Here is a 22,345-nt window from a genome sequence, read left to right on the forward strand (position 1 = left end):
GGGCCGGGTATGCCCGGCCCTCCACTCTGCGTCATTGCCCGTCAGCGGGCAGCCGCCCTACTGCTGCGGTCCGGCCCCTACGGTTCTGCTACGGTTCCGCCCTTGACCATCACAATTTTCCCGTTGGTGCGTGCAAACGCGGCGGTGTCGCAGGTCGTCACGATGGTCTGGTGCTCACCCATGCGGGTCAGCAGGTAGGTCTGGCGCTCGTCGTCCAGCTCACTCAAAACGTCATCCAGCAATAGTACCGGATGCTCGCCGAACAAGTCCCCCACTACCGTGGCCTCGGCCAGCTTCATAGCCAGTACGCAGCTGCGCTGCTGGCCCTGGCTGCCGTAGACCCGGGCGGGCTGACCGTCCAGCAGTATCTCCAAGTCCTCCCGGTGCGGGCCTGCCAGACAGAACCCTGCCCGCAGCTCCGCAGGGCGCATGGCGTGCAGCTTTTCCAGCAGCGCGTCAGCGGTGGGGGCCGGTGTACACATCTGGTAATGCAGTTCCAGCGTCTCGGCTCCGTGGGAGATATCCTTATAATTCTGCGCAGCAATGGGCGCGGCCGCCGCCAGGAATTTGCAGCGGTGATCCATGATAAGCGCGCCGTACTCGGCCAGTTGCTCATCGTAGGTATCCAGCAGCACACCGCCGTTTGGCGTGATATCGTAGCTTTTCAGCAGTGCATTTTTCTGGGCCGTCAGCCGCATATACCGCCGCAGCGCTACCAGGTACGGCCTGTACACCTGGCACAGCGCCGAGTCCAGGAACCGCCGCCGCCCATCCGGCCCGCCTTTGACCAGGCTCAACAGGTCCGGCTCAAACACGACGGCTTGAAAATTCCCGGCCAGTGCCGCCGCGCGGCCAATGTCCGCGCCGTTCAATTTGCCGGTGCGGCCGGGCCGCTGGCTGCCCTTGCTGCCCACGGTCAGGCGGATGGATTTTTCCACGTCCTGTGTCTCAAACGTACCCTCTATGACCGAGAAGTCACAGCCGCGCTGGATGAGTTCGGCATCCTTCGACCCGCGGAAGCTCTTGCCGCCGGTCAGCAGCCATACGGCCTCCAGCAGGTTCGTCTTGCCTTGGCCGTTGGGGCCGCACAGCACGGTCAAATGCGGGTCCGGGTTTAGTTCTGCATGGGCAATATTGCGATGGTTCGTTAATTCCAGGTGCGTTAAGCGCATTACGCGCCCTCCGCGACCTGCACGGTCTGGCCGTCCAGCTCGACGGTATCGCCTGCGCGGCACTTTTTGCCGCGCATCGTGCAGACCTCGCCGTTGACCTTGACGGCCCCGCCCTGGATCAGCTCCTTTGCCTCGCCGCCTGTCTCGCACAGGCCCGCAAATTTGAGCAGGGCGTCCAGTTTGATAAATTCAGTGTTGATACGAATTTTTTCCATAATCAGCCCTCGTTCTTAAAGCGCACCGGCAAAACCAGATAGATAAAATCCTTGCCGTCCTCGGGCAGGAGCTTGACCGGGCTCAGGGGGCCGTTGATCTCCAGCACCATCTTCTCGCATTTGGAGTAGCGCAGCGCGTCCAGCAGGTAGCGGTTATTGAAGCCGATTTCCACCGCGTCGCCCTCCATCTGCACCGGGGCAAACTCGTCCACGACCTTGCCCAGCGGCGTCTGGCAGCGCACGGTCACGCGGTCCTCGCCAAAGCTGATGCGCAGCGGGTTCTTCAGGCGCTCGGTGATAATCAGCGACGCGCGCTCGATCGTATCGATAAAAGTCTTGCAATCCACGGTGATACGCGTTTTCTTATCCTTCGGGATAACGCTCTCATAGTTGAGGAAGTCGCCCTCGATCAGGCGGCTCATGATGGTATAGCCGTTGGAGGTGAAAACGACATAGCGGCGGTTGGCGTCGATCTTCACATCATCGTCCGCGCCGCCCATGATCTTCAGCAGTTCCTGCAGCGTCTTGGCGGGGATGATGATGCGGATATCGCGGGTACACTCAACATCGCGCTGGATGATGGCCAAACGGTAGCCGTCCAGGGCAACGATGGTCAAGCTGCCTGGCTCAATGACGAACAGCTCGCCGGTGTGGGCGGGTTTCTTGTCGTCCTGGCTGACGGCGTAGATGGTTTTCTCGATCATCTCGCGCAGCATACCGCACTTGACGGTCATGGTGTTGTCGGCGCCGGTCACAGGCAGGCTGGGGTAGTCGCTGGCATTCAGGGCAGGGATTTCAAATTCTGCCACACCACCGCTGATTTTAGCCTGGCCTTCGTCGTTCAGCTCAATGCAGACATCGCCTGCGGGCATACGGTTGATCATGGCGCTGAGCAATTTTGCGTCCAGTACGGTTTCACCGGGTACAAGTACGTTGCATTCAATGGTAGTCGTGATGCCCATTTCCATATCGTAGCCGGTCAAGGTCAGGTTAAAGCCCTCGGCTTTCATGTAGATGCCTTCCAGCACAGGGATGGCCGCGCGGTTGGTGATTGCGCGGGAAACGCCGTCAATGGCACTGGCAAGCAGGGTCTTTTCGCATTCAAATTTCATGGTTTCTTCTCTTTCCGGCTTTTTTGGAAAAAAGCCTCGGCAAAAAACGTAAAATTTACTCTACAATTTGTATAGTTTTTGTTTTCCACAAAATGGCTGCCGTTTGGCCCGGTTGTAGAGCAGTTGTAGCAGGTCCCTATCAGCAGAAACTATTAACTTTGGTAGTAGCAGTAGTAGGGGCTGTTAGTTTGGTGGAAAACTCCGCGGACTGTGATACCTGCGGCAAAAACCGGCCGTGAATTGTTTTGAACAGTCTGTGGACATCCTTGTGGAAAACTCAAAACCCGCGCTTTTTCAACACGCGGCGTGGAGAACTGTCTGTTAAAAACTAAAAACTCTGTGGAAAAAGTTACTTTCTTTGCAAAGAAAGTAACCAAAGAAACTACAAACATTCAACCCGTAAAGTTATCGCCGATAAAACGTTTAATTTTTATTCGCTACTCACTTTACTGGAACAAATATTGAAAGTTCTTTGGTTCCTTTCTTTCAAGAAAGGAATTAGGTGCGGACATTTTTCATGATGTCGCTGCACATCTCTTTCAGGTGCTGGTCGCGGTTGATGTTTTCCTCCATCGTTTTGATGGAATACACCACCGTGGAATGATCGCGCTGGAACTCCTGGCCGATGGCCTCCATGCTCATGCCGGTCACTTCCCGGATAATGTACATCGTCATCTGCCGCGCCGCGCTCACATTCGCATTGCGCTTCTTGCCCCGGATATCCGCCGGCATCACATTGTAGGTGCGGGCAACCTCGTTGAGGATCTTTTCAATCGTCACCGGGATCGGCTGACTGTCGTTCAGCGTGTCCTTGATGGCCGTCGTCGTCACACCGATGCAGGGCTCAATGCCCTCCAGCATATAGTAGGCGTTCAGTTTCTTGACCGCGCCCTCCAGCTGGCGGATGTTCTGCTTCAGGTGATTGGCAATGTACTCGGCCACATCGTTGGGCAGGTCAAGATTGAGCAGCTCGGCTTTGCGCTTGACGATGGCGACACGGGTCTCAAAATCCGGCGGCTGAATGTCGGCAGTCAGGCCCCACTCAAACCGGGTGCGCAGACGCTCCTCCAGCGATTTGATCTCCTTCGCCGGGCGGTCCGACGCGATGACGATTTGCCGGCCATCGTTGTGCAGCGTGTTGAAGGTGTGGAAAAACTCCTCCTGCGTGCTCTCCTTGCCGGCCAGGAACTGGATGTCGTCGATGAGCAGCACATCCGCTTTGCGGTATTTCTGACGGAACTGCTCCATCGTCGCCGTCTTGATGGCGGAAATCGTCTCGTTGGTGAACATTTCACAATCCACGTAAACGATGTTGAAATCCGGGTGATTTTTCTTGATCTCAAACTGGATGGCGTTCAAAAGATGGGTCTTGCCCAGGCCTGACGGCCCATAGATGAACAGCGGGTTGTACGCGCCGGAAGGGTTCGCCGCCACGGCCTGCGCGGCCGCAAACGCAAACTGGTTCGACGGTCCCTTGATGAAATTCTCAAAGGTGAAATCATACCGGCCGCTGGGCAGCGATTTCTCGTCCCGCTGGTCCGCACTGCCATCGGCCTTCTCGCCGTCCTCCGGCGGGGCCGCCACATAGAGAATTTCCACATCAAAGCCGAGAATGGCCTTGAACGCTTCTTTCAGCAGCGCTGTGTAGCGATCAGATACGATCTTCATCACAAATTCACTGCGCAGTTCCAGCGTGATGGTGTTGGAATTTTCAAAGCTCACGGCCTTGATATCCTTGATGTAAAATGCGTAGGTAGCGTCCGAGGTCTTTTCCTTGCAGTAGACCTTGACCGCTTCCAATACCTCATTGATGGAATCCATGAATGTCGATACTCCCCACTTCCTGTTTATGATGGAACGCCCTGTGCGGAAAACAGGGCGCAAAAATACTGAATACAGTATACCACAAAATCCGGTTTTAAACAACAGCTATATATAATAAAGTAGAAACTTTTTTGTAAGGCGGAATTGTTGAAAATTTTAAGCACGGCGGACGGTAAAATTTTTTGCTGGAAAGTTTTCCACAAGAACTGCGTTTTTCAACAGTAAATAGTACAAAATGTAGTGGATAACTCTTTGTAGCAGCAATTCTTTGACGCGGGAGCGAAAAATTCTGCCCAAAACCTCTTGACAAATGGGTGGTTTATCGCGTATAATCTAACTCTGCAAGGCTGCCCCAGTGTATGGGCGAAGCCCTGAGCAAACAGCCCATACCGGGATTTCAACAGGAGGAATGAAAAATGAAGCGTACTTTCCAGCCCAAGAAGCGTCAGCGCAGCCGCGTCCACGGTTTCCTGAACCGCATGGCTACCAAGAATGGCCGCAAGGTCATTGCCCGCCGCCGTGCGAAGGGCCGTAAGAGCCTGACTGTCTGATTCTATCAGAGATGAAATGAACAAAAGGGTTGCTGATTGTAAAATCAGCAACCCTTTTTTCAAATAATGGCTTTACAGAAAACGCGATTCATTATAATATAGAAGAATAGGAAAAAATAAAATGCCTTCCCCCTTGGGGGAAGGTGTCCGCGGCCCCGACCGCGGACGGATGAGGGAAAAGTACCCCGCAGCTGTTCGGTACAGGGCCGGCAGGGGCAGGCACGCCCCTCATCAGCCGCCTGCGGGCGGCAGCTTCCCCCCTGAGGGGGAGGCCTTTAGGAAGGAGACCTATGCGTTACCGCACCTTAAATAAAAATTGGCAGTTCAACCGGGTGTATGGCCGGGGCAAAAGCTATGTGCATCCGCACTGCGTTTTGTACGTGGCTAAAAACCGGGTGGGCTATACCCGCATCGGGCTGACCGCAACCAAAAAGGTCGGCCATGCCGTGCAGCGCAACCGCGCCCGCCGCGTTATGCGCGCTGCCCTGGCAGAACACTTGTCGCAAAATATCGGCGGATATGATATAATACTCGTAGCCCGCGGCCAGACCCCGCGCTTAAAAAGCACCCAGCTGAGCAAAACGCTGGGCAAGCTCTTCACCAAGGCGGGTCTGCCCGATAAGGCTGCCCCCGCCGTGCCGGCTGCCGAATGATCACACGCTTTCTCATCAAACTTTTGCGCGGCTACAAGCGGCATATCAGCCCACACCTCGGGCATCACTGCCGCTTTGTGCCCACCTGCAGCGAGTACGCCATGCAGGCGCTGGCCACCCACGGCCTGGTCAAAGGTCTGCTTTTGACCACCTGGCGGCTTTTGCGCTGCCAGCCGTTTGCGAAATTCGGCTATGACCCGGTACCCCCGAAGGGGAGGTGGGTCAGCCCGGAACGCAGGCTGACGCGCAGCCGCTGAAAGGCTTCTCCTTTGGGGGAGAAGCTGTCCGCAAAGCGGACTGATGAGGGGAAAACTTTCCATTGCCGCCCCGCAAAGGGGTGGCTGGGCAAGCCCGCCCCTCATCCGGCCTTCGGCCACCTTCTCCCAAGGGAGAAGGCTTCTCAACATTGCTTCTCATGTCTTTGCACTGCGCAGCAGAGACCTACATAAAAATAATGGTCCCGGGCGCAGACGGGGCAGAAGGAAAGGCTATGAACTTTATGTACTTCCTGGCCATATTGATTGGCCCGCTGGTGAAGATCCTGTACAGCTTCATCGGCAACTACGCGGTAACGATGGTCGTTGCCACCCTACTCCTCAAACTGCTGCTCTTCCCCCTGAGCATCCATCAGCAGAAATCCTCGGCAAAAATGGCTGTTTTTCAGCCGTTGATGAATGAGATCCAGCAGAAGTACAAAAATGACCCCCAGAAACAGCAGGAGGAGCTGATGAAGCTCCAGCAGGAGCACGGCTTTAACCCCATGGGCGGCTGTCTGCCCATGCTGCTGACGATGCTGGTGCTGTTCGGCTTCCTGGGCGTTGTGTACTACCCCGTACACTACATCTTCGGTGTCGATAACACCGCCGTCAAGGCTGCGTGCGAGGCCATCGGCCTGGCAACCACCAATGCGTCCACGATGCAGACCGCGCTGATCCAGGCCATCCACAACGGCGCTGTGATCGACCCGTCCATCATCCCCGCCAACATCGTGGCAGAGATCCAGAACTTCAACACCAGCTTCTTCGGCATGGATATGTGTGATGTCCCCGGCTTCCGCCTGGTGCCCATCGCCATCTTCCCCGCTATCGCAGCGGTCACGATGTTCATCAGCTACTTCGTCACCCAGAAGCTCTCCGGCATGGATGCCCAGATGCAGGGCAGCATGAAGGTCATGATGCTGGTCATGAACCTGATGTTCGTCACCTTCTGCTTTAACGCCCCCGTCGGCTTCTCGCTGTACTACGGCGTGTCCAACCTGCTGCAGATCGGCCAGTCCTATATCACCTACAAGATTTACAGCCCCGAGAAGTTCAAGGCCCAGTATGAGGCCGAGCTGGCCGCCAAGCGTGCCGAGCGTAAGAAGAAGCGCACCGTCACGGTCGAACAGAACGGCAAGCAGGTCGAGAAGGAAGTTACCCTGGGTGAGGCCAACAAGCTGCGCCTGGAACGTGCCCGCCAGCTGGAAGCCGAGCTCTACAAAGACGAGCGCACCACCCCGCTGAATAAAGACTAAGAAAAGACGCCGCGCAATCGTAGGGCGAGCATTGCTCGCCCGCGCCGTTGGCGGCTGTGAGGGAGTGTATCCCCTGCCGCCGTAGGGGCGCATTCTATATGCGCCCGCCCCGCTCCCCTTTGTGATGAACATAACGATAAGAAATAAGAAGGAGGTTCCCTTTTATGCGCAGTATGGAAATGAGCGCCAAGACCGTTGAAGCCGCCGTGCAGGCCGCCTGCGAAGCCCTGGGCGTTGACCGTGACGATATCAATGTCAGCTATGAAGTGCTGGAATTTCCCACCCGCAAGCTGTTCAAAACCATCCCTGCCAAGGTTCTGGTAAAGGTCGAGGAACCCGAGGCCGCCCCGGCCCCGGCTGCTGAGGAAAAGCCTGCCGAAGTTTCCACCAAGTCGGCAGAATTTGTTGAAATCTCCGACGAGACCGCCCCCGAAATCGAGAAAGCAGTCGTTGAGGATATGGTCGAGGCCGCCGAGCTGGCCCCGGTTGCCGAGGACGACGTTGAGATCCCTCTCGATATCGCCGCTGCCCCGCGCCTGCAGGCTGCGGTTGACTACCTGACTCCCATCTTCAACCTGATGGGTGTGGAAAACTTCAGCTTCACCGCCGTCAAGAAGGGCGCTGCCACCATCCTGAAAGTCTCCGGCGAGCACATGGGCGCACTCATCGGCCGCCGCGGTGAGACGATGGAGAGCCTATCCTACCTCGCCAGCCTCGTTGTGAACCGCATGGAAGGCCCCTATGTCAAGCTGGGCCTGGATGTCGGCGGCTACCGCAACAAGCGCGAGGACGACCTCTCTGCCCTTGCCAAGCGCATTGCAGACCGTGTCATCCGCACCGGCTGCTACTACGAGATGGAGCCGATGAACCCCTACGAGCGCCACATCATCCACACCGCCATCGCCGATATCGAGGGCGTGCGCAGCGAGAGCAAGGGCGAAGGCCCGGCCCGCCATGTGGTGCTTTACTCCACCGACCCCAACGCCAGCAACCTGCCCGATCGCGATAACGCCCGCAACCAGCGCGGCGGCCGCCGTGACGGCGGTCGTGGCCCCCGCCATGATGGAAACCGCGGTTACCGCGGCAACGGCCCCAGAGGCCCCCGCAGCGGCCGTGACGGCCGTGATGGCGGGCGCGGCGGCTACCGCGGCAATCGAGGCGACCGTGGCCCGCGCTACGGCGGCCCGCGTTCCAGCGTGCCCGCCCGCGACTTTGCCGACCGCCCGCGTGACCCGGATGCCAAGCCGATGGCCCCCAAAACCACCGAGCGCATCCACGACGGTGACGATTTCGCGTTTGGTAAGATCGAGTTTTAAACGAAATTGTTGAAAAAGCAGCCTGACTGTAAAGCCGGGCTGCTTTTTTTGGTGGGTGGCAAGGCGGAGGGGCTTTGCCCGCGCCTGATTGTGGACAACTTCCCTACTTTCCACACCGTTTTCCACAACCGTGTTGAAAACTCTTATTTTTCCACCACCCACAACCGGGTATACATTAGGGTCAAAATCCCCAATTATTAACAATATATAGACATGCCCGGTCGCTTATCCCCTATTGGTATGATTTTTCCACCGCAAATTGGGTTTTCCACATGGTTTTTGCACTTTCATCGTGGAAAACTCGGGAAAACTGTTGAAAATTATAAAACAACGATGTATCGCATAGAACGTGGTCAAAACTCGGTGGAAAACCCATATGCACCCTACTTTTCCTGTGGAAAATGTTGAAAACTTCTTTTAGTTGTGGGAACCTGCGGTGGAAAAGTCCAATTTGTTGTTAAAAACCCGTTGTATACAAAAATCCCGCACAGAAACTGTGCGGGATGCTTTTTTTATTCGTGGCGTATCGCTTCCAGGGCGCTGATCTTGACCGCCTTATTTGCGGGCAGGATGCCGGCCACCAGGCCCACCAGCGTGGCGAAAACCAGCGCTGCCAGCATCAGCCAGGGCGGGATAATGGAAATCGTTCCACCGCCGCCGCCCATGTAGTAGCCGCCGCCCATCAGGCCGGACAGGTCCAGCCCCTGCCCCAGCGTGGACAGGTTGTTCAAAACAAAGCTGGCGATCAGACTGATGCCCACCCCGATCAGGCCGCCGATGAAGCCGATGGTTGAGCTTTCCAACAAGAACATCGTGCGGATGTTGCCCAGCTCGCAGCCCAGAACCTTCATGACGCCGATCTCACGAGTGCGCTCGTAAATCGCCATCGTCATGGTGTTGATGATGTTGATAGCCGCCACCAGCAGCGAGACCGCCGCAATGCCGCCGAAAATCATCTGGCTGTTCATGACCTGCTTCTGCATTTCCTCGCGCTGCTGATTCATCGAATAGGTGTTCGTGAACCCCAAGTCATGGATGGCTGTTTCAACGTCGGTGACATTGCTCAAATCATCGACCTTGACATAGACCTGGTCGTAGCTCTTGCTCTCTTCCTTGGTCTTGGTCATGTCATTGTAGATCTTTTGCAGCATCTTCATGTCCTGGATGCGCAGCACGATACCGCTCTGGGTCCAGTAGCCCTTGGCACCGTCCGGCTCCAGAACGCCCACGATCTCCAATTCCCAGCTGCGGCTCTTTTCGGTGGAGCCTTCGCCGGTCTTGATGGTCAGGGTCATCTTGTCCTTGTCGATGTCCACAAAGGGCGGCAGCTCTTTACCGTTGGCGTCGGTCTGGCCCTCGTAACGGTAGCGCTTGGGGCTGTTGTAGCTCTTGCGGGAATCCTGAAAGTTGTACCCGGTGGAACTGCCCACCAGCACCTGCAGCTTGGTGGCCTTCTCGCTGGCGGGGGTGTTGGTCGGCCAGCTGCCGTTTTGCAGGGCAAAGCCCATCGGCTCCAAGGCCGTGGGGTCAATGCCGATCAGATTGTAAATATCGGACGTGTAGCGGCCATTGCGCCCGGCTGTAATTTCACCTTCCAGGTTGTAGGCCTGGGCGTAGGGCGTGGCCGCCGCCACATGGGGAATCTGCTTGATGTTGGCGATCGCGGCATCATCCAGATACAGAGGTTTGCCGTCGCTGCCCATCATCGTGCCATAGCCGTAGATCTGCACCTGGGTCAGGTCGCCCCAGCTTTGCAGCATTTCCTCGTTGGTTTTGGTCTGGGCGATGCCCAGCGAGATCATCAGCACGACCATACAGGTGCCGATGACGACGCCCACCAACGTCAGGGCAGTGCGGCCCTTGCGGCGCAGCAGGTTCCGCGCCGACAGGCTGATCTCATCAGATATCTTCATCGCTGTCCTCTGCTTCCAGTGCGGCCAGCGCCTTGGCCTTCTTGCGCTTGCGGACCACAACCACGATAATCACCACAACGACTACCGCACCGCATACGCCGATGAGCACCCACGCCCACACTGGCATGCCGGTCTGCTCGGGCTGCACATCGTCCATCGAGGGGTCATAGAAGTCGTCCATGTTCATCTCCTCGGCGCTGACGGAAAAGTCCTTGGAGACGGTCTGCGGGTTGCCGGAGGCATCCTCATAGTTCAGCGTGATAACGCCGGACACGGTACCCGCGGCGTCGGGGGCGATGTCAAAATCCACGCTGCCCTCGGTGCCGGCGTTCAGGTTGCCGAGGTACTGGTAGCTGCCCGCGCCCAGATTGGTGCCGGTCAGGCGGGCCTCCAGGTTGGAGACAGGGTTTTTGCCCTTGTTGACGTAAGAAAGGGTGACGCTGCCGGTGTCGCCGACATAGATCGTGTCGCTGGACAGCTCCAGCTGGCCGACCTCAAAGCGGTTGGGCTGGCTGATAGGCACGGAGATGGTCGTTGTGCCGGTCACGGCCTTGCCGGTGATAACGCCGGTGCCGCTCATGTTGACGGTAATGTCGGCCACCGTGCCGGTAAAGCCCGCCGACGGCATGACCTGGAAGGTGATATCCCGCATCTGCTTGGGGGAGATATCGCCCACATACAGGGACAGACTGCCGCTGCTCAGCGAGATATTCTCGGGCAGGGTCAGCGAGACGATAACGTCGCTCAGATCCTCGCTGCCGTCGGTGGCGTAGATGCCCAGGGACAGCGGGAACTCGGTGCCCGCCGTGACCTGGTCGCCATAGCTGGATGTGCGCACCAGCAAATTGGGCGAGGTGGTCTGGTCCTTGTCCACGCACTGGCCCAGCGTCACGCTGAACTGCTGCAGCGGCTTCGAGGTATCGAGATAGGAAAGGTTGATGGGCAGGGTATTTCCGCCGCCGTTGTAGATGACGTCGCGGAACAAAATGACGTAGCTGTAATAATGATACTGCGCGTTCGCGGTGATTTCCTCGGGGCTGGCCGAGCCGTTGCGGACATTTTGCAGGCGGGTGGCGTTGGGGTCGTCGTTGTTGTCAAACAGCTGGCCAATCTCGCCGATGCCGGTGTAGGTGAACACCGCCGAGTTGATGCGGGTGGAGATTTCCTCCGGCTTGACGCAGTAGCGGGCCGAAGCGTGGTCCACGACCTTTAACACGATGTTGATGCGGTCGCCGACCTCAATGGTCGAAATTTCATTGCCTGCCGTATCGGTGACGGTGTAGGCGGAGACATAGACACCGTCCGAGTTGGTCGCATCGATGGTTGCCGTCGGCGTGGGGGTGGGGTCAGGTGTAGCGTTCGTTGTATCGTCTGCCAGCACCGGCGCGCACAAAGCCGCCGCCAGCACAAAAGCGGTAAGCAGGGAGAATAGGCGTTTCATGTAAGTTTGAACCTCCGTTTTTTCTTAGGCTTCCCCCTTGGGGGAAGCTGCCGCCCGCAGGCGGCTGATGAGGGGCGGCCTTGCGGTCATTGCCCCCTTTTGGGTCGGCTGTGGGGCACGCGCCCCTCATCCGCCCTTCGGGCACCTTCCCCCCAGGGGGAAGGCTTATTTTTGTTCCTTCGCCGCTTCTCCCCCAATATCCAGATCCCCATTCAGATCGGCGAAAAGCGCGTCGCGGTTTTTCTTCTTTGTTTCCTCGTCCTGCACGACATTGGAACAGATCTTGCCGTCCAAAATCGTCACAATGCGGTCGGCACATTCGGCCAGTTCCGGCTCATGCGTGACCATAACAAACGTTACATGGCTGGTTTTGGACATTTCCAGCATCCGGTACAACACCTGCTTGCTCGTGCGGGAATCCAGGTTGCCGGTGGGTTCGTCGGCAAAAATGACCTTGGGGCTGCTGACGAACGCGCGGGCAATGCCGACACGCTGCTGCTGGCCGCCGCTCATTTCAGTGGGCAGATGGTTGGCGCGGCCCAAAAGCCCCATGGCTTTCAGCTCCTTGCGGGCCTTGGTCAGGCGGGTCTTTTTGTCCACGCCCTTGAACATCAGCGGCAGGGCCACATTCTCCGCCGCCGTCATCGTGGGCAGCAGGTTGTAGCTCTGGAAGATGAACCCCAAATGCTGCTGGCGGAACGCGGCCAGCTCGTTCTCGGTCATTTTGCTGATCTCGTGTTTGCCTATGTAGACCTTGCCGGATGTAGGCTTTTCCAGCCCGGCCAGCTGGTTCAGCAGCGTGGATTTGCCGCTGCCGGATTGGCCGACGATACAGCAGAACTCGCCTTTTTCTATTGATAAGTCGACGTTATTCAGCGCTACAACGCGCTCTTTGCCGACGGCATAGACCTTGCGCAGTTTCTCTGTATGGATGATAGGTGCCAAGCGCACACCTCCTTATAGCAGTATACAACAGATTGTACCATATTTCGACGAAAAGTGGAAGATGGGGAGTTGTAAAAAGTTTGCGAAGCATATGTAGGGGCCGGGCATATCCGGCCGCCGCAATGCCCCGCGGCGGCCAGAGGACTGGCCGCCCTACTTCCCTTTTTTCTCTCTTTCCTATATAATAGACGGTAACAAGGGGGCAAATGTTACTATGGACTACACAATTCATCCCATCGCAACCATCCACACGGATTTTGCCGATAAATTCGGCATACCGCGGCAGAGCGGACTGGTGCCGGAACTGACGGCCCGCATCGTGTTCGAGCCGGAATACCGCGACCCCAACGCCCTTGTGGGCATCGAGGGCTACGACCGGCTTTGGCTCATCTGGCAGTTTTCCACCGTGGCGGCCGAGTACGCTGCGGGCAAAAGCTGGCGGCCCACCGTGCGCCCGCCGCGCCTGGGCGGCAACGAGCGGCGGGGTGTGTTCGCCACACGCAGCCCCTACCGCCCCAACGCCCTGGGCCTGTCCTGCGTTGAGCTGGCGGGTGTCGAGAACGGCGAGCTGATCGTGCGCGGCGCGGACCTTTTGGACGGCACGCCGATTTTCGACATCAAACCCTACCTGCCCTACGTGGACGCCCACCCCGACGCCCGCGGCGGCTTTACCGACACGACGAAAGAGTATGCCCTGCAAGTGGAATGCCCCGATACCCTTTTGTGCAAAGTGCCGGAGGAAAAGCGCACCGCCCTGCTGGGCGTGCTGAAGAACGACCCCCGCCCCGCCTACCAACACGACCCGGAGCGGGTGTACGCGCTGGATTTTGGGGGCAATAACGTAAAATTCACCGTGGCGGGGGATGTGCTGACCGTGACGGAAATTTCCTGAAAAATTCCGCAATATGGAACGATATCCCATAAATCGTACTGCAAAACACCCTAAAATCCGCCTGGTTCGTCACTATGGTCAAAATGCACACAACGACTCTAAAAATCTGTGCAACTTTCTGAACAAAACCCCTTTACGAAAAAGGGGGTTTTTGGTACAATAAAGCTATGCAAAAGCGTTTATCTGGAACTATGCCCGGAGCAACATTGGGGCACGTGCCAGGCAGCGCTGGATTTGTGCGGCCCTGACAACCGCACAGCTCTATAATGCAAAACTCTAATAAAAACGGAGGAAAGAAAATGCCCAGAGCTAAACAGTCTATGGACGGCAATACCGCCGCGGCGCACGTAGCTTATGCGTTCACCGATGTGGCTGCCATCTACCCCATCACCCCCTCCAGCCCCATGGCCGACACCGTTGACCAGTGGAGTGCTGCAGGCCTGAAGAACATCTTTGGCAACCAGGTCAAGGTCGTCGAGATGGAGTCCGAGGCCGGCGCCGCAGGCGCTGTCCACGGTTCTCTCGGTACCGGTGCTATCACCACCACCTTTACCGCTTCCCAGGGTCTTTTGCTGATGATCCCCAACATGTACAAGATCGCCGCTGAGCAGCTGCCCTGCGTCTTCGACGTTTCTGCCCGTACCGTTGCTACCCAGTCCCTGAACATCTTCGGTGACCACAGCGACGTTATGGCTGTTCGTCAGACCGGCTTTGCCATGCTGGCCGAGAGCAACCCCCAGGAGGTCATGGACCTGTCCCCTGTTGCTCACCTGTCCGCTATCGAGGGTCACGTTCCCTTCGTGAACTTCTTCGATGGTTTCCGTACCTCTCACGAGATCCAGAAGATCGAGAAGTGGGACTACGAGGACCTGAAGGAAATGTGCAACATGGAGGCTGTCGAGGCGTTCCGTGCCAAGGCCCTGAACCCCGAGCACCCCAAGATGCGCGGCTCTCACGAGAACGGCGACGTCTTCTTCCAGCATCGTGAGGCCTGCAACCCCGCTTACGAGGCTCTGCCTGCCGTTGTTGAGAAGTACATGGCCAAGATCAACGAGAAGCTGGGCACCAACTACGACCTGTTCAACTACTACGGCGCCGAGGACGCTGACCGCGTCATCATCGCTATGGGCTCCATCTGCGACGTTGCAGAGGAAGTTGTTGACTACCTGACCGCCAAGGGCGAGAAGGTCGGCCTGGTCCTGGTCCGCCTGTATCGTCCCTGGGTCTCTTCCGCTCTGCTGAAGGTCCTGCCCAAGACCGTCAAGAAGATCGCCGTTCTGGACCGCACCAAGGAGCCCGGCTCCCTGGGCGAGCCCCTGTACCTGGATGTCGCCACCACCCTGCGTGAGGCCGGCATGAACGACGTCGTCCTGACCGGCGGCCGCTACGGCCTGGGTTCCAAGGACACCCCGCCGTCCAGCGTCTTTGCTATCTACACCGAGCTGGAGAAGGATGCCCCGAAGCCCCGCTTCACCATCGGCATCACCGACGACGTGACCAACCTCAGCCTGCCTGAGGTCAAGCCCGCTCCCATCACCTCCGCCCCCGGCACCAAGGAGTGCAAGTTCTGGGGCCTGGGCGGTGACGGTACCGTCGGCGCCAACAAGAACTCCACCAAGATCATCGGCGACCATACTGACAAGTACATTCAGGCTTACTTCCAGTATGACTCCAAGAAGACCGGCGGTGTCACCATCAGCCACCTGCGTTTCGGCGACAAGCCCATCCGCAGCCCCTACTACATCAACCAGGCTGACTTCGTTGCCTGCCACAACCCCGCTTACATCCACATGGGCATGAAGATGGTCCAGGACGTCAAGCCGGGCGGTGTCTTCATGATCAACTGCCAGTGGACCGATGCCGAGCTGGATGAGCACCTGAACGCTGCCGACAAGAAGTACATTGCCGACAACAACATTCAGCTGTACACCATCAACGCTATCGATAAGGCTATCGAGATCGGCATGGGCAAGCGCACCAACACCATCCTGCAGTCCGCCTTCTTCAAGCTGGCCGACGTCATGCCCATCGACGATGCTGTCGAGTACATGAAGGCCGCCGCCAAGAAGAGCTACGGCAAGAAGGGCGACGCTGTTGTCCAGATGAACTGGAAGGCTATCGACGCCGGCCTGGACGCTGTCCATAAGGTCGAGGTCCCCGCTTCCTGGTCCAACCCCGCTGCTGACCCGGCTCCGAAGGCCCTGAAGGGACCCGAGGCTCTGGTCAAGCAGATCCGTGACGTTATGGAGCCCATCGCTCGTATGGACGGCGACAGCCTGCCTGTTTCCGCCTTCGAGGGCAACGTCAACGGCGAGTGGGAGCAGGGTGCTTCCGCTTACGAGAAGCGCGGCACCGCTGTCATGGTTCCCGAGTGGAACGCTGAGAAGTGCATCCAGTGCAACCAGTGTGCCTTCGTCTGCTCTCATGCCACCATCCGTCCGTTCTGCCTGACCGCTGATGAGGCCGCCGCTGCTCCCGAGAGCACCAAGCTGGCCGACACCAAGCCCAAGGCAAGCGCGTACAAGTTCACCATGGCTGTGTCTCCTCTGGACTGCATGGGCTGCGGCGAGTGCGTCACCGTCTGCCCGACTGCTGCTATCGAAATGAAGCCGCAGGAGAGCCAGGCCGACCAGCAGGCTGCTTTCGACTACTGCGTCGAGAACATCCGCAAGAAGGACAACATCCCCGGCGTTGTTTCCGAGGTCTCTGTCAAGGGTTCTCAGTTCAACCAGCCGCTGCTTGAGTTCTCCGGCTCCTGCGCAGGCTGCGCCGAGACTTCTTACGCCCGCCTGATCACTCAGCTGTTCGGCGAGAAGATGTTCATCTCCAACGCTACCGGCTGCTCCTCCATTTGGGGCGGTACCGCTTCTATCAGCCCGTACACCACCAACAAGGCTTCCGGCCACGGTCCCGCTTGGATCAACTCCCTGTTCGAGGACAACGCCGAGCACGGCCTGGGCATGCAGATCGGTTACGAGACTGTCCGTGAGAACCTGATCACCAAGGTCGAGGCTCTGAAGGGCAAGTCCGCTGACCTGGATGCTGCCATCGAGAAGTTCCTGGAGACCAAGAACAACACCAAGGCCAACGACGCTCCCGCCAAGGCTCTGGTCGCTGCTCTCGAGGCCGACGGCAGTGCCGAGGCTGCTGAGATCCTGAAGGATAAGCAGTACCTGGCCAAGAAGAGCTTCTGGATCTTCGGCGGCGACGGCTGGGCATACGATATCGGTTACGGCGGTCTGGATCACGTCCTGGCTTCCGGCCACGATGTCAACGTCATGGTCTTCGACACCGAGATGTACTCCAACACCGGCGGACAGGCTTCCAAGGCCTCCAACATCGGTGAGGTCTGCCAGTTCGCTGCTGCCGGTAAGGAGATCAGCAAGAAGTCTCTGGCTGAGATCTGCATGACCTACGGCTATATCTATGTTGCCCAGATCGCTCTGGGTGCCAACATGGCCCAGGCTGTCAAGGTCATCGCCGAGGCTGAGGCTTATCCCGGCCCCTCCCTCATCATCGGCTACGCTCCCTGCGAGCTGCACGGTGTCAAGGGCGGCATGACCAACTGCCAGAACGAGATGAAGAAGGCTGTTGCTGCCGGTTACTGGAACCTGTTCAGCTTCAACCCCGCTGCCAAGGCAGAGGGCAAGAACCCCTTCACCCTGACCTCCAAGGCTGGCGATATGTCCAAGTATCAGGACTTCCTGGCCAACGAGACTCGTTACAGCCGTCTGGCTCGCGCCTTCCCGGATCGCGCCAAGGCTCTGTTCGAGAAGAACCAGGCTGCCGCCGATGCCCGTTACGAGCATCTGACCAAGCTGGTCGACCTGTACAAGTAATTTGTAAGGTAGCATAAAAATTGCGCCCCACGCTGCAAAGCGTGGGGCGCTTTTTTGTTGGGCGGGGATGTAGGGGCCGGGCATGCCCGGCCCGCAGCTTTTTCATCGCATCCCTTTTATAATTTGCATTGTAGAGAGGGGTCTTGACCCCTCCGCGGCAGGCAGAGGACTGCCCGCCCTACAAGGTGAAGGTCCGTAGGGCGGCCAGCCCTCTGGCCGCCGCCCCCACAATATTGCATCACACCGGCCTCAGCACCAGCTCCAATCCGCCTTTCCCCCAGCCGAAATCGGCGGCCGCATACCCGCGCTCCAACACGCGGGGCAGCGCCGGGTCGGCCAAATGGCAGCGGCGCAGCGGGTCACGCCATTGGGCTAACCCCCGCGCTGAAAAAATCAACATCTGGTCGGCCCCGGCCATCGGGCGCATCCCGCGCAGGGTCAGTCCAGTGGAGAGATACTGCGCACACAGGTCATCACACGCCTCCGGGTGTTCCAAGTCCAGCGGCAGCACGGCCCAGACGTGGTAGCTGGCATAGCGCTCGGTGGCCCAGCGCAGCGCCAACCGCAGAAAATGCCGCAGCTGCGTGTAATCGCTGCGCAGCACCGGAGGCGTCAGCACCGCGCCCTGGCCGTCGGCCCCATAACCGGCGGCCCGCAGGCTGGTGGGAAGCGGGTCGTCCGCATAGAGTGGCAGCAGCGCGGCGGCGGCCTGCAATTCCCCCTGCCCGGCGTAATCCCCCACGATCTGACCTTCCTCCAGCGCCGGATGCAGGCTGGGCAGCAGCGGCAGCCCGGTATCCCCGGTCAGCTCCCGCAGAGCCCCGGCGTGGCTGGCGGTCAGTACGCGGGCGTCAAAAGTGTTGGTACGTTCCAAAGTTTGCAGCATAAGTAAAATTCCCTCCGTAAAAAGTCATTACAGACCTTATTGTAAGGTACGGCGGGCATAAAAAATGTCGCATCCCGGGGTGGGATGCGGCATTTTTTAGCGATGCTGAGCTTTGCGCTTTTCGTTGATCAAATCCTCAAAACTGCGCTGCTTTGTAAAAAAACGCTTGTACGGGTTTTCCGGCAGCGCCGGGGTGCTGGGCTTGGGCTGCACCTTTTTCCGCAGATGCCCCTTCAGGGGCGGCAGCGCCCGGCTCATTCGGCGGCGGTGGAAGCAGCCCCTGCGGTCAGGGTGTCCCACAGCTCGGCGCAGCCCTCGTAAGTGGCTGCCTGCTTTTCATCCCAGACGCCGCGCCGCCCCACATACAGGGTAGCCAACACGCTCTGGTTCGTGCCGGTGGCGTCGTCCACCAGGGTGTAGCCGTCGTAGTCGCCCAGCTCCAGCCCGGCCAGCACCGGACAGTCGGTCCAGCGGTAGACCATCTCGGTCCAATCGGGGTTGGCAGTGTCGGGGTCATCGGGCACGGTGCCGTCCAGGTATTGCAGCGCACCGGTGCTGCTCTCAAAGGCGGCGGGATCCTCCAGCAGGAAGATATAGGTCTTGCCGCCGCTGGAAAGCTCGGCGCTCAGCCGGGTGACACCGGCCATCTGGTTGTAGGCGTCGGTGTTCACATTGTCGGCGTCAAAATCCACGTTGTAGGTGTCCACCTGCACCACGACCTTGCCGTCGCCGTTGGTATCCTCGCAGAAGGGCGTCAGCGCGTCCTGCAAAGCCGTCACGGTGTCGGCGGGCAGGTCATGGGTGCCCACATAAGCAATCTGCACGTCGGGCCGGGTCTGAAAGACGGTATCCTTGATGATCCAGATGCCAAAGAACGCGCAGAGCACCACGATCACCACGATGCCCCAGTGGTAGTGCCACCAGTTGGCGGCCTTTTCGGTTTTGGTGTACTCGCGCGGGGGTTCCGGCGTCTGGTTGTAAGTTTCGGTGCTGTCTTTCGTGACCCAAGCCATAGTGTGGATACACTCCCTTTATAATATCTTTCCTATTATACCACAAATCGACCGGGAAAATTGTAAACTTATTTTGACCACGCCTTGCAAGAGGAGTAAAAACAGGGTATGATAAACTTATAAATGTATAGAGGAAAAGCCTCCCTTGTCAAAGGGAGGTGGACGCCGAAGGCGGCCGGAGGGATTCCGTGACGGTTGCCTTTATGCCCGCAGGAATCCCCCAGTCCGCTTACGCGGATAGCCCCCTTTGACAAGGGGGCCTTTACGCTACGAAAAAAGGGAGAACCACCATGTCCAACCAACCTGAAACCAACGAAATGCCGGCCACCGGCTATACACCTGCGCCGCGCAAGGTCGGACTGCCGCGCTTTTTTGAACTGCTCGGCCGCGACCTGTGGGCGTTCTACCGCGCCAGCTTTCTGTGCCTGCTGGGCTTTCTGCCCGGTACGGCGCTGGCGGTTTTCGGCCAGATGGGCGGCTCAGCGCTGCTGACCGTGCTGGGCGGCCTGCTGGGCGGCCTGATCGGCGGGCCGTTCTTGTCCGGTATGATCGATACCACGCTGCGCGCCTTGCGCGACGAGCCGGGCTACTGGTGGCACACCTACAAGCGCGCCTGGAAACAAAACTGGAAGCAGAGTCTGCTGCCCGGTGCGCTGCTGGGCCTGTTTGTCGGCAGTTGGAGCTGGATGCTCCGCGCCCAGGCCGCGGCGGGCAACACCAGCACGATGATGTGGGTCGCCTCGCTGGCGGGCATCTTTGTCTGCACAGGCTTTTTCAGCTGGCTGCTGGCCCAGGTGCCGCTGGTAGATCTGCCGCTGCCCCAGCTAGCCAAAAATGCCGGGCTGATGTTCTTCGGCTTCTTTCCCCGCACGCTGGCGGCAGCGCTGCTGCTGGCCGTCTACTGGGGGCTGACGCTGCTCTACCTGCCGTTTACTATCATCACATTGCTGGCCTTCGGCTTCTGGCTGCCGGTGGTCATTGCGCTGATGATCCTGTACCCTGGCCTCGACAAGGTATTCAAGCTGGAAGAGACCCTCAGCGCCCGCCGCGACGCCGAAATCGAGGAGCGCATCGCCGAGAGCCAGCCGACGTTCCACAACAAATAAGGGGGCCGGGCTATGGAGAGAAACACCGTTCTGCTGCGCGAGACCGAGGCGTTCATGCGCGGCGAACTGGACAACGTGACCGTCTCACAGAACAGTATCGTACTGGATCTGGTGCAGGGCAGCTATGTTCCCTTCGGCTGCTACACCAGTGCGCCGATTTCGATGCCGGTGTTCGATGCGCTGCGGGTCAGCTGGAACGCGGCCTCGCCCAGGGGCACGGCTGTGGAGGCCCAGGCCCGCGTACTGGTGGACGGCAACTGGACGCCCTGGGTGGGCTTTGGCAAATGGAGCCCCTACCTGCACCGCGAAAGCCCGGCCTATCAGGAGCGCGGGCCGGTGCAGCGCTGGCCCGCCCACCTGCAGCTGGACAGCAAGTATGCCACCCAGGCCCAGCTGCGCATCTACCTGTATTCCAAGGATGAAAAGGCCACCCCCGCTGTCACGCTGCTGGGGGTCAGCACCCATGTGGTGGATGTCATCCCCGCCCGGGGCCGCCCGGTCAACGCCCGGCTGCACCTGATGCCCTATGCTGCCGCCCGCCGCACTCCCGCGCTGCGGCCTTGGATGGATCTGGCAAACTGCCTTGCCAGCCTGACGAACCGCTGGGGCGCCGACCTGCTGCCCGAGGAATTTGCCCAGGTGCTGCGGGACTGGCGCGCCCCCGACGACTGCGACCCCCGCAACCTGGGCTTTGCCGCTGCGGCTGCCGCCCAGTGGGGCTTCCCCGCCTGGGTGGCCTACGGCGATCTTGCCCTGCTGCGTGCCGAGGCCCGGGCCGGGTGCGGCGCGGTGGTGGGGCTGCAATCCTCGCCGGAACAGATCGCCGCCGGTGCACCGGAGCGCCGCTTTGCCGCCGTGCGCGGCTTTGCGTCCATCGACGGCAGCCCGAAAGTGCTGCTCTGCGACCCCTGGGCCAGCGGGAACGATTTTGACTGCGAGACCGATATGCCGCTGGATGATTTCATGGTCGCGTGGGACAACCTGGCCCTGCTGATGCGCCAGCGCAAAAACAATACCTCACCGCTGGGCCGCACCCGGTGCAGCGTCTGGCTGCGCCCGGTGGGTACCGATGCGCCCGGCGTCTACCATATGTACATCAACGGCGAGGAGCACCTGCTGGCCGATGATTTTTGCGCCAGGGGCGGCGTGTTGGCATACAGCCTGCCCGACGCCCAGCCCCATGCTACCACCGCCCACCGGCAGTTCACCTATGTGGAGCCGGCCCAGGGCGGCATCCTGCTGGAACGCGGTGACACCCCACGCAAGTACACGGTCTACGCCATCGACTCCGCCGGCGGTATGCTTGTTGGCGACGTGACGGTGTAAGGAGGACGCTATGAAACTGTTGATCGCATCGGATATCCACGGCGCGGCGGGCTATTGCCGCCAGCTGTTGGACGCTTGGGACCGCGAGGGGGCCGACCGCCTGCTGCTGTTGGGCGATGTGCTCTACCACGGCCCGCGCAACGACCTGCCGCCCGACTATGCCCCGAAAGAGGTCATTGCCCTGCTGAACGCGCGGAAAGACAAAATTTTCTGTGTGCGCGGCAACTGCGACACCGAAGTGGATCAGATGGTGCTGGAATTTCCGATCCTGGCCGATTACGCGGTGTTCACGGCGGGCCAGCGGCTGGTTTACGCCACCCACGGCCACGTGTACAACACCGCGCACCTGCCGCCGCTGCAAGCGGGGGATATCCTGCTGCACGGTCATACCCACGTGCCCGCATGGCAGGCGTTCGGCAATGATAACTATTACCTCAACCCCGGCTCCACCTCCATCCCCAAGGAGAACAGCGCCCACGGGTATATGACGCTGAAAGACGGCGTGTTTACGTGGAAAACGCTGGACGGGGAGATGTATCACGAAGTAAAAGTGTGACCGCAGGGGCCGGGTAAGCCCGGCCCCTGCAAAGAACAAGGCGTAGGGAGCGGCGTCCTCGACGCCCCGCAG

Annotated in this window: 19 protein-coding genes; 10 read left to right on the forward strand and 9 right to left on the reverse strand. The window is 59.1% G+C overall.

The genetic code is table 11. The annotated features are described in order from the left end of the window. Positions 1 to 77: 77 nt before the first annotated feature. From recF to dnaA, 4 genes are all read right to left on the reverse strand, one after another. Positions 78 to 1,172 (reverse strand): DNA replication/repair protein RecF, encoded by a 1,095-nt coding sequence (gene recF, locus GPK89_RS09615; RefSeq protein WP_215692643.1) that lies wholly within the window; start codon positions 1,170 to 1,172, stop codon positions 78 to 80. Continuing rightward, the gene (locus GPK89_RS09620) at positions 1,172 to 1,387 is read right to left on the reverse strand and encodes an RNA-binding S4 domain-containing protein (RefSeq protein ID WP_215692645.1); all 216 of its coding nucleotides are present in this window, start codon (positions 1,385 to 1,387) and stop codon (positions 1,172 to 1,174) included. The genes recF and GPK89_RS09620 overlap by 1 nt, the downstream gene beginning before the upstream one ends. A gap of 2 nt (positions 1,388 to 1,389) precedes the next feature. Beyond that, positions 1,390 to 2,499 (reverse strand): DNA polymerase III subunit beta, encoded by a 1,110-nt coding sequence (gene dnaN / locus GPK89_RS09625; protein ID WP_215692647.1) that lies wholly within the window; start codon positions 2,497 to 2,499, stop codon positions 1,390 to 1,392. 498 nt (positions 2,500 to 2,997) lie between these two features. Continuing rightward, positions 2,998 to 4,320 (reverse strand): chromosomal replication initiator protein DnaA, encoded by a 1,323-nt coding sequence (dnaA, locus tag GPK89_RS09630; RefSeq protein WP_215692649.1) that lies wholly within the window; start codon positions 4,318 to 4,320, stop codon positions 2,998 to 3,000. Between the two features lie 419 nt (positions 4,321 to 4,739). On the opposite strand from dnaA, the gene rpmH reads away from it, so the two are divergent. From rpmH to jag, 5 genes are all read left to right on the forward strand, one after another. After that, on the forward strand, positions 4,740 to 4,874 hold the full coding sequence (gene rpmH / locus GPK89_RS09635; RefSeq protein ID WP_078785104.1) for a 50S ribosomal protein L34: 135 nt from the start codon (positions 4,740 to 4,742) through the stop codon (positions 4,872 to 4,874). Between the two features lie 290 nt (positions 4,875 to 5,164). Then, positions 5,165 to 5,527 carry a ribonuclease P protein component gene (gene rnpA, locus GPK89_RS09640; protein ID WP_215692651.1) on the forward strand — a complete coding sequence of 121 codons (363 nt, stop codon included), beginning with the start codon at positions 5,165 to 5,167 and terminating at the stop codon, positions 5,525 to 5,527. Further along, positions 5,524 to 5,784 (forward strand): membrane protein insertion efficiency factor YidD, encoded by a 261-nt coding sequence (yidD, locus tag GPK89_RS09645; protein ID WP_215692653.1) that lies wholly within the window; start codon positions 5,524 to 5,526, stop codon positions 5,782 to 5,784. Before rnpA ends, yidD begins: the two co-directional genes overlap by 4 nt. A 233-nt stretch (positions 5,785 to 6,017) precedes the next feature. Continuing rightward, the gene (locus tag GPK89_RS09650) at positions 6,018 to 7,040 is read left to right on the forward strand and encodes a YidC/Oxa1 family membrane protein insertase (protein WP_215692656.1); all 1,023 of its coding nucleotides are present in this window, start codon (positions 6,018 to 6,020) and stop codon (positions 7,038 to 7,040) included. A gap of 164 nt (positions 7,041 to 7,204) precedes the next feature. After that, positions 7,205 to 8,356, forward strand: a complete 1,152-nt coding sequence (jag, locus tag GPK89_RS09655) for an RNA-binding cell elongation regulator Jag/EloR (protein WP_215692658.1) — start codon at positions 7,205 to 7,207, stop codon at positions 8,354 to 8,356. A 512-nt stretch (positions 8,357 to 8,868) separates the two neighbouring features. Here the strand turns inward: jag and GPK89_RS09660 are convergent. The 3 genes from GPK89_RS09660 to GPK89_RS09670 all read right to left on the reverse strand — a co-directional run bounded on the left by GPK89_RS09660 (position 8,869) and on the right by GPK89_RS09670 (position 12,661). After that, entirely contained in the window at positions 8,869 to 10,269 is a 1,401-nt protein-coding gene (locus tag GPK89_RS09660; protein ID WP_215692660.1) for an ABC transporter permease, read from the reverse strand. Further along, positions 10,256 to 11,710 carry a hypothetical protein gene (locus tag GPK89_RS09665; protein ID WP_215692662.1) on the reverse strand — a complete coding sequence of 485 codons (1,455 nt, stop codon included), beginning with the start codon at positions 11,708 to 11,710 and terminating at the stop codon, positions 10,256 to 10,258. The genes GPK89_RS09660 and GPK89_RS09665 overlap by 14 nt, the downstream gene beginning before the upstream one ends. A gap of 165 nt (positions 11,711 to 11,875) precedes the next feature. Continuing rightward, positions 11,876 to 12,661, reverse strand: a complete 786-nt coding sequence (locus GPK89_RS09670) for an ABC transporter ATP-binding protein (RefSeq protein ID WP_346344851.1) — start codon at positions 12,659 to 12,661, stop codon at positions 11,876 to 11,878. Between the two features lie 208 nt (positions 12,662 to 12,869). Between GPK89_RS09670 and tsaA the strand changes: the two genes are divergently transcribed. Beyond that, a complete protein-coding gene (gene tsaA, locus GPK89_RS09675; RefSeq protein ID WP_215692666.1) occupies positions 12,870 to 13,547 on the forward strand; it encodes a tRNA (N6-threonylcarbamoyladenosine(37)-N6)-methyltransferase TrmO in 678 nt (225 codons plus the stop codon). 299 nt (positions 13,548 to 13,846) lie between these two features. Next, positions 13,847 to 17,386 carry a pyruvate:ferredoxin (flavodoxin) oxidoreductase gene (gene nifJ, locus GPK89_RS09680; protein ID WP_215692667.1) on the forward strand — a complete coding sequence of 1,180 codons (3,540 nt, stop codon included), beginning with the start codon at positions 13,847 to 13,849 and terminating at the stop codon, positions 17,384 to 17,386. 238 nt (positions 17,387 to 17,624) lie between these two features. Here nifJ and GPK89_RS09685 read toward each other — a convergent pair whose 3' ends face one another. Beyond that, on the reverse strand, positions 17,625 to 18,272 hold the full coding sequence (locus GPK89_RS09685) for a hypothetical protein (RefSeq protein ID WP_215692669.1): 648 nt from the start codon (positions 18,270 to 18,272) through the stop codon (positions 17,625 to 17,627). Positions 18,273 to 18,526: 254 nt separating this feature from the next. Further along, positions 18,527 to 19,285 (reverse strand): hypothetical protein, encoded by a 759-nt coding sequence (locus GPK89_RS09690; protein ID WP_215692671.1) that lies wholly within the window; start codon positions 19,283 to 19,285, stop codon positions 18,527 to 18,529. 290 nt (positions 19,286 to 19,575) lie between these two features. Between GPK89_RS09690 and GPK89_RS09695 the strand changes: the two genes are divergently transcribed. Genes GPK89_RS09695 through yfcE form a run of 3 tightly spaced genes read left to right on the forward strand, consistent with a single transcriptional unit; the run spans position 19,576 to position 22,273 of the window. Further along, positions 19,576 to 20,391 (forward strand): DUF624 domain-containing protein, encoded by an 816-nt coding sequence (locus GPK89_RS09695; protein WP_215692673.1) that lies wholly within the window; start codon positions 19,576 to 19,578, stop codon positions 20,389 to 20,391. A gap of 12 nt (positions 20,392 to 20,403) precedes the next feature. After that, complete coding sequence (locus tag GPK89_RS09700; protein ID WP_215692675.1) at positions 20,404 to 21,717, forward strand: hypothetical protein; 1,314 nt, start codon at positions 20,404 to 20,406, stop codon at positions 21,715 to 21,717. A 10-nt stretch (positions 21,718 to 21,727) separates the two neighbouring features. Next, on the forward strand, positions 21,728 to 22,273 hold the full coding sequence (yfcE, locus tag GPK89_RS09705) for a phosphodiesterase (protein ID WP_215692677.1): 546 nt from the start codon (positions 21,728 to 21,730) through the stop codon (positions 22,271 to 22,273). Positions 22,274 to 22,345: the final 72 nt, after the last annotated feature.

Source organism: Gemmiger formicilis, assembly GCF_018784445.1.
GTDB lineage: Bacteria > Bacillota > Clostridia > Oscillospirales > Ruminococcaceae > Gemmiger.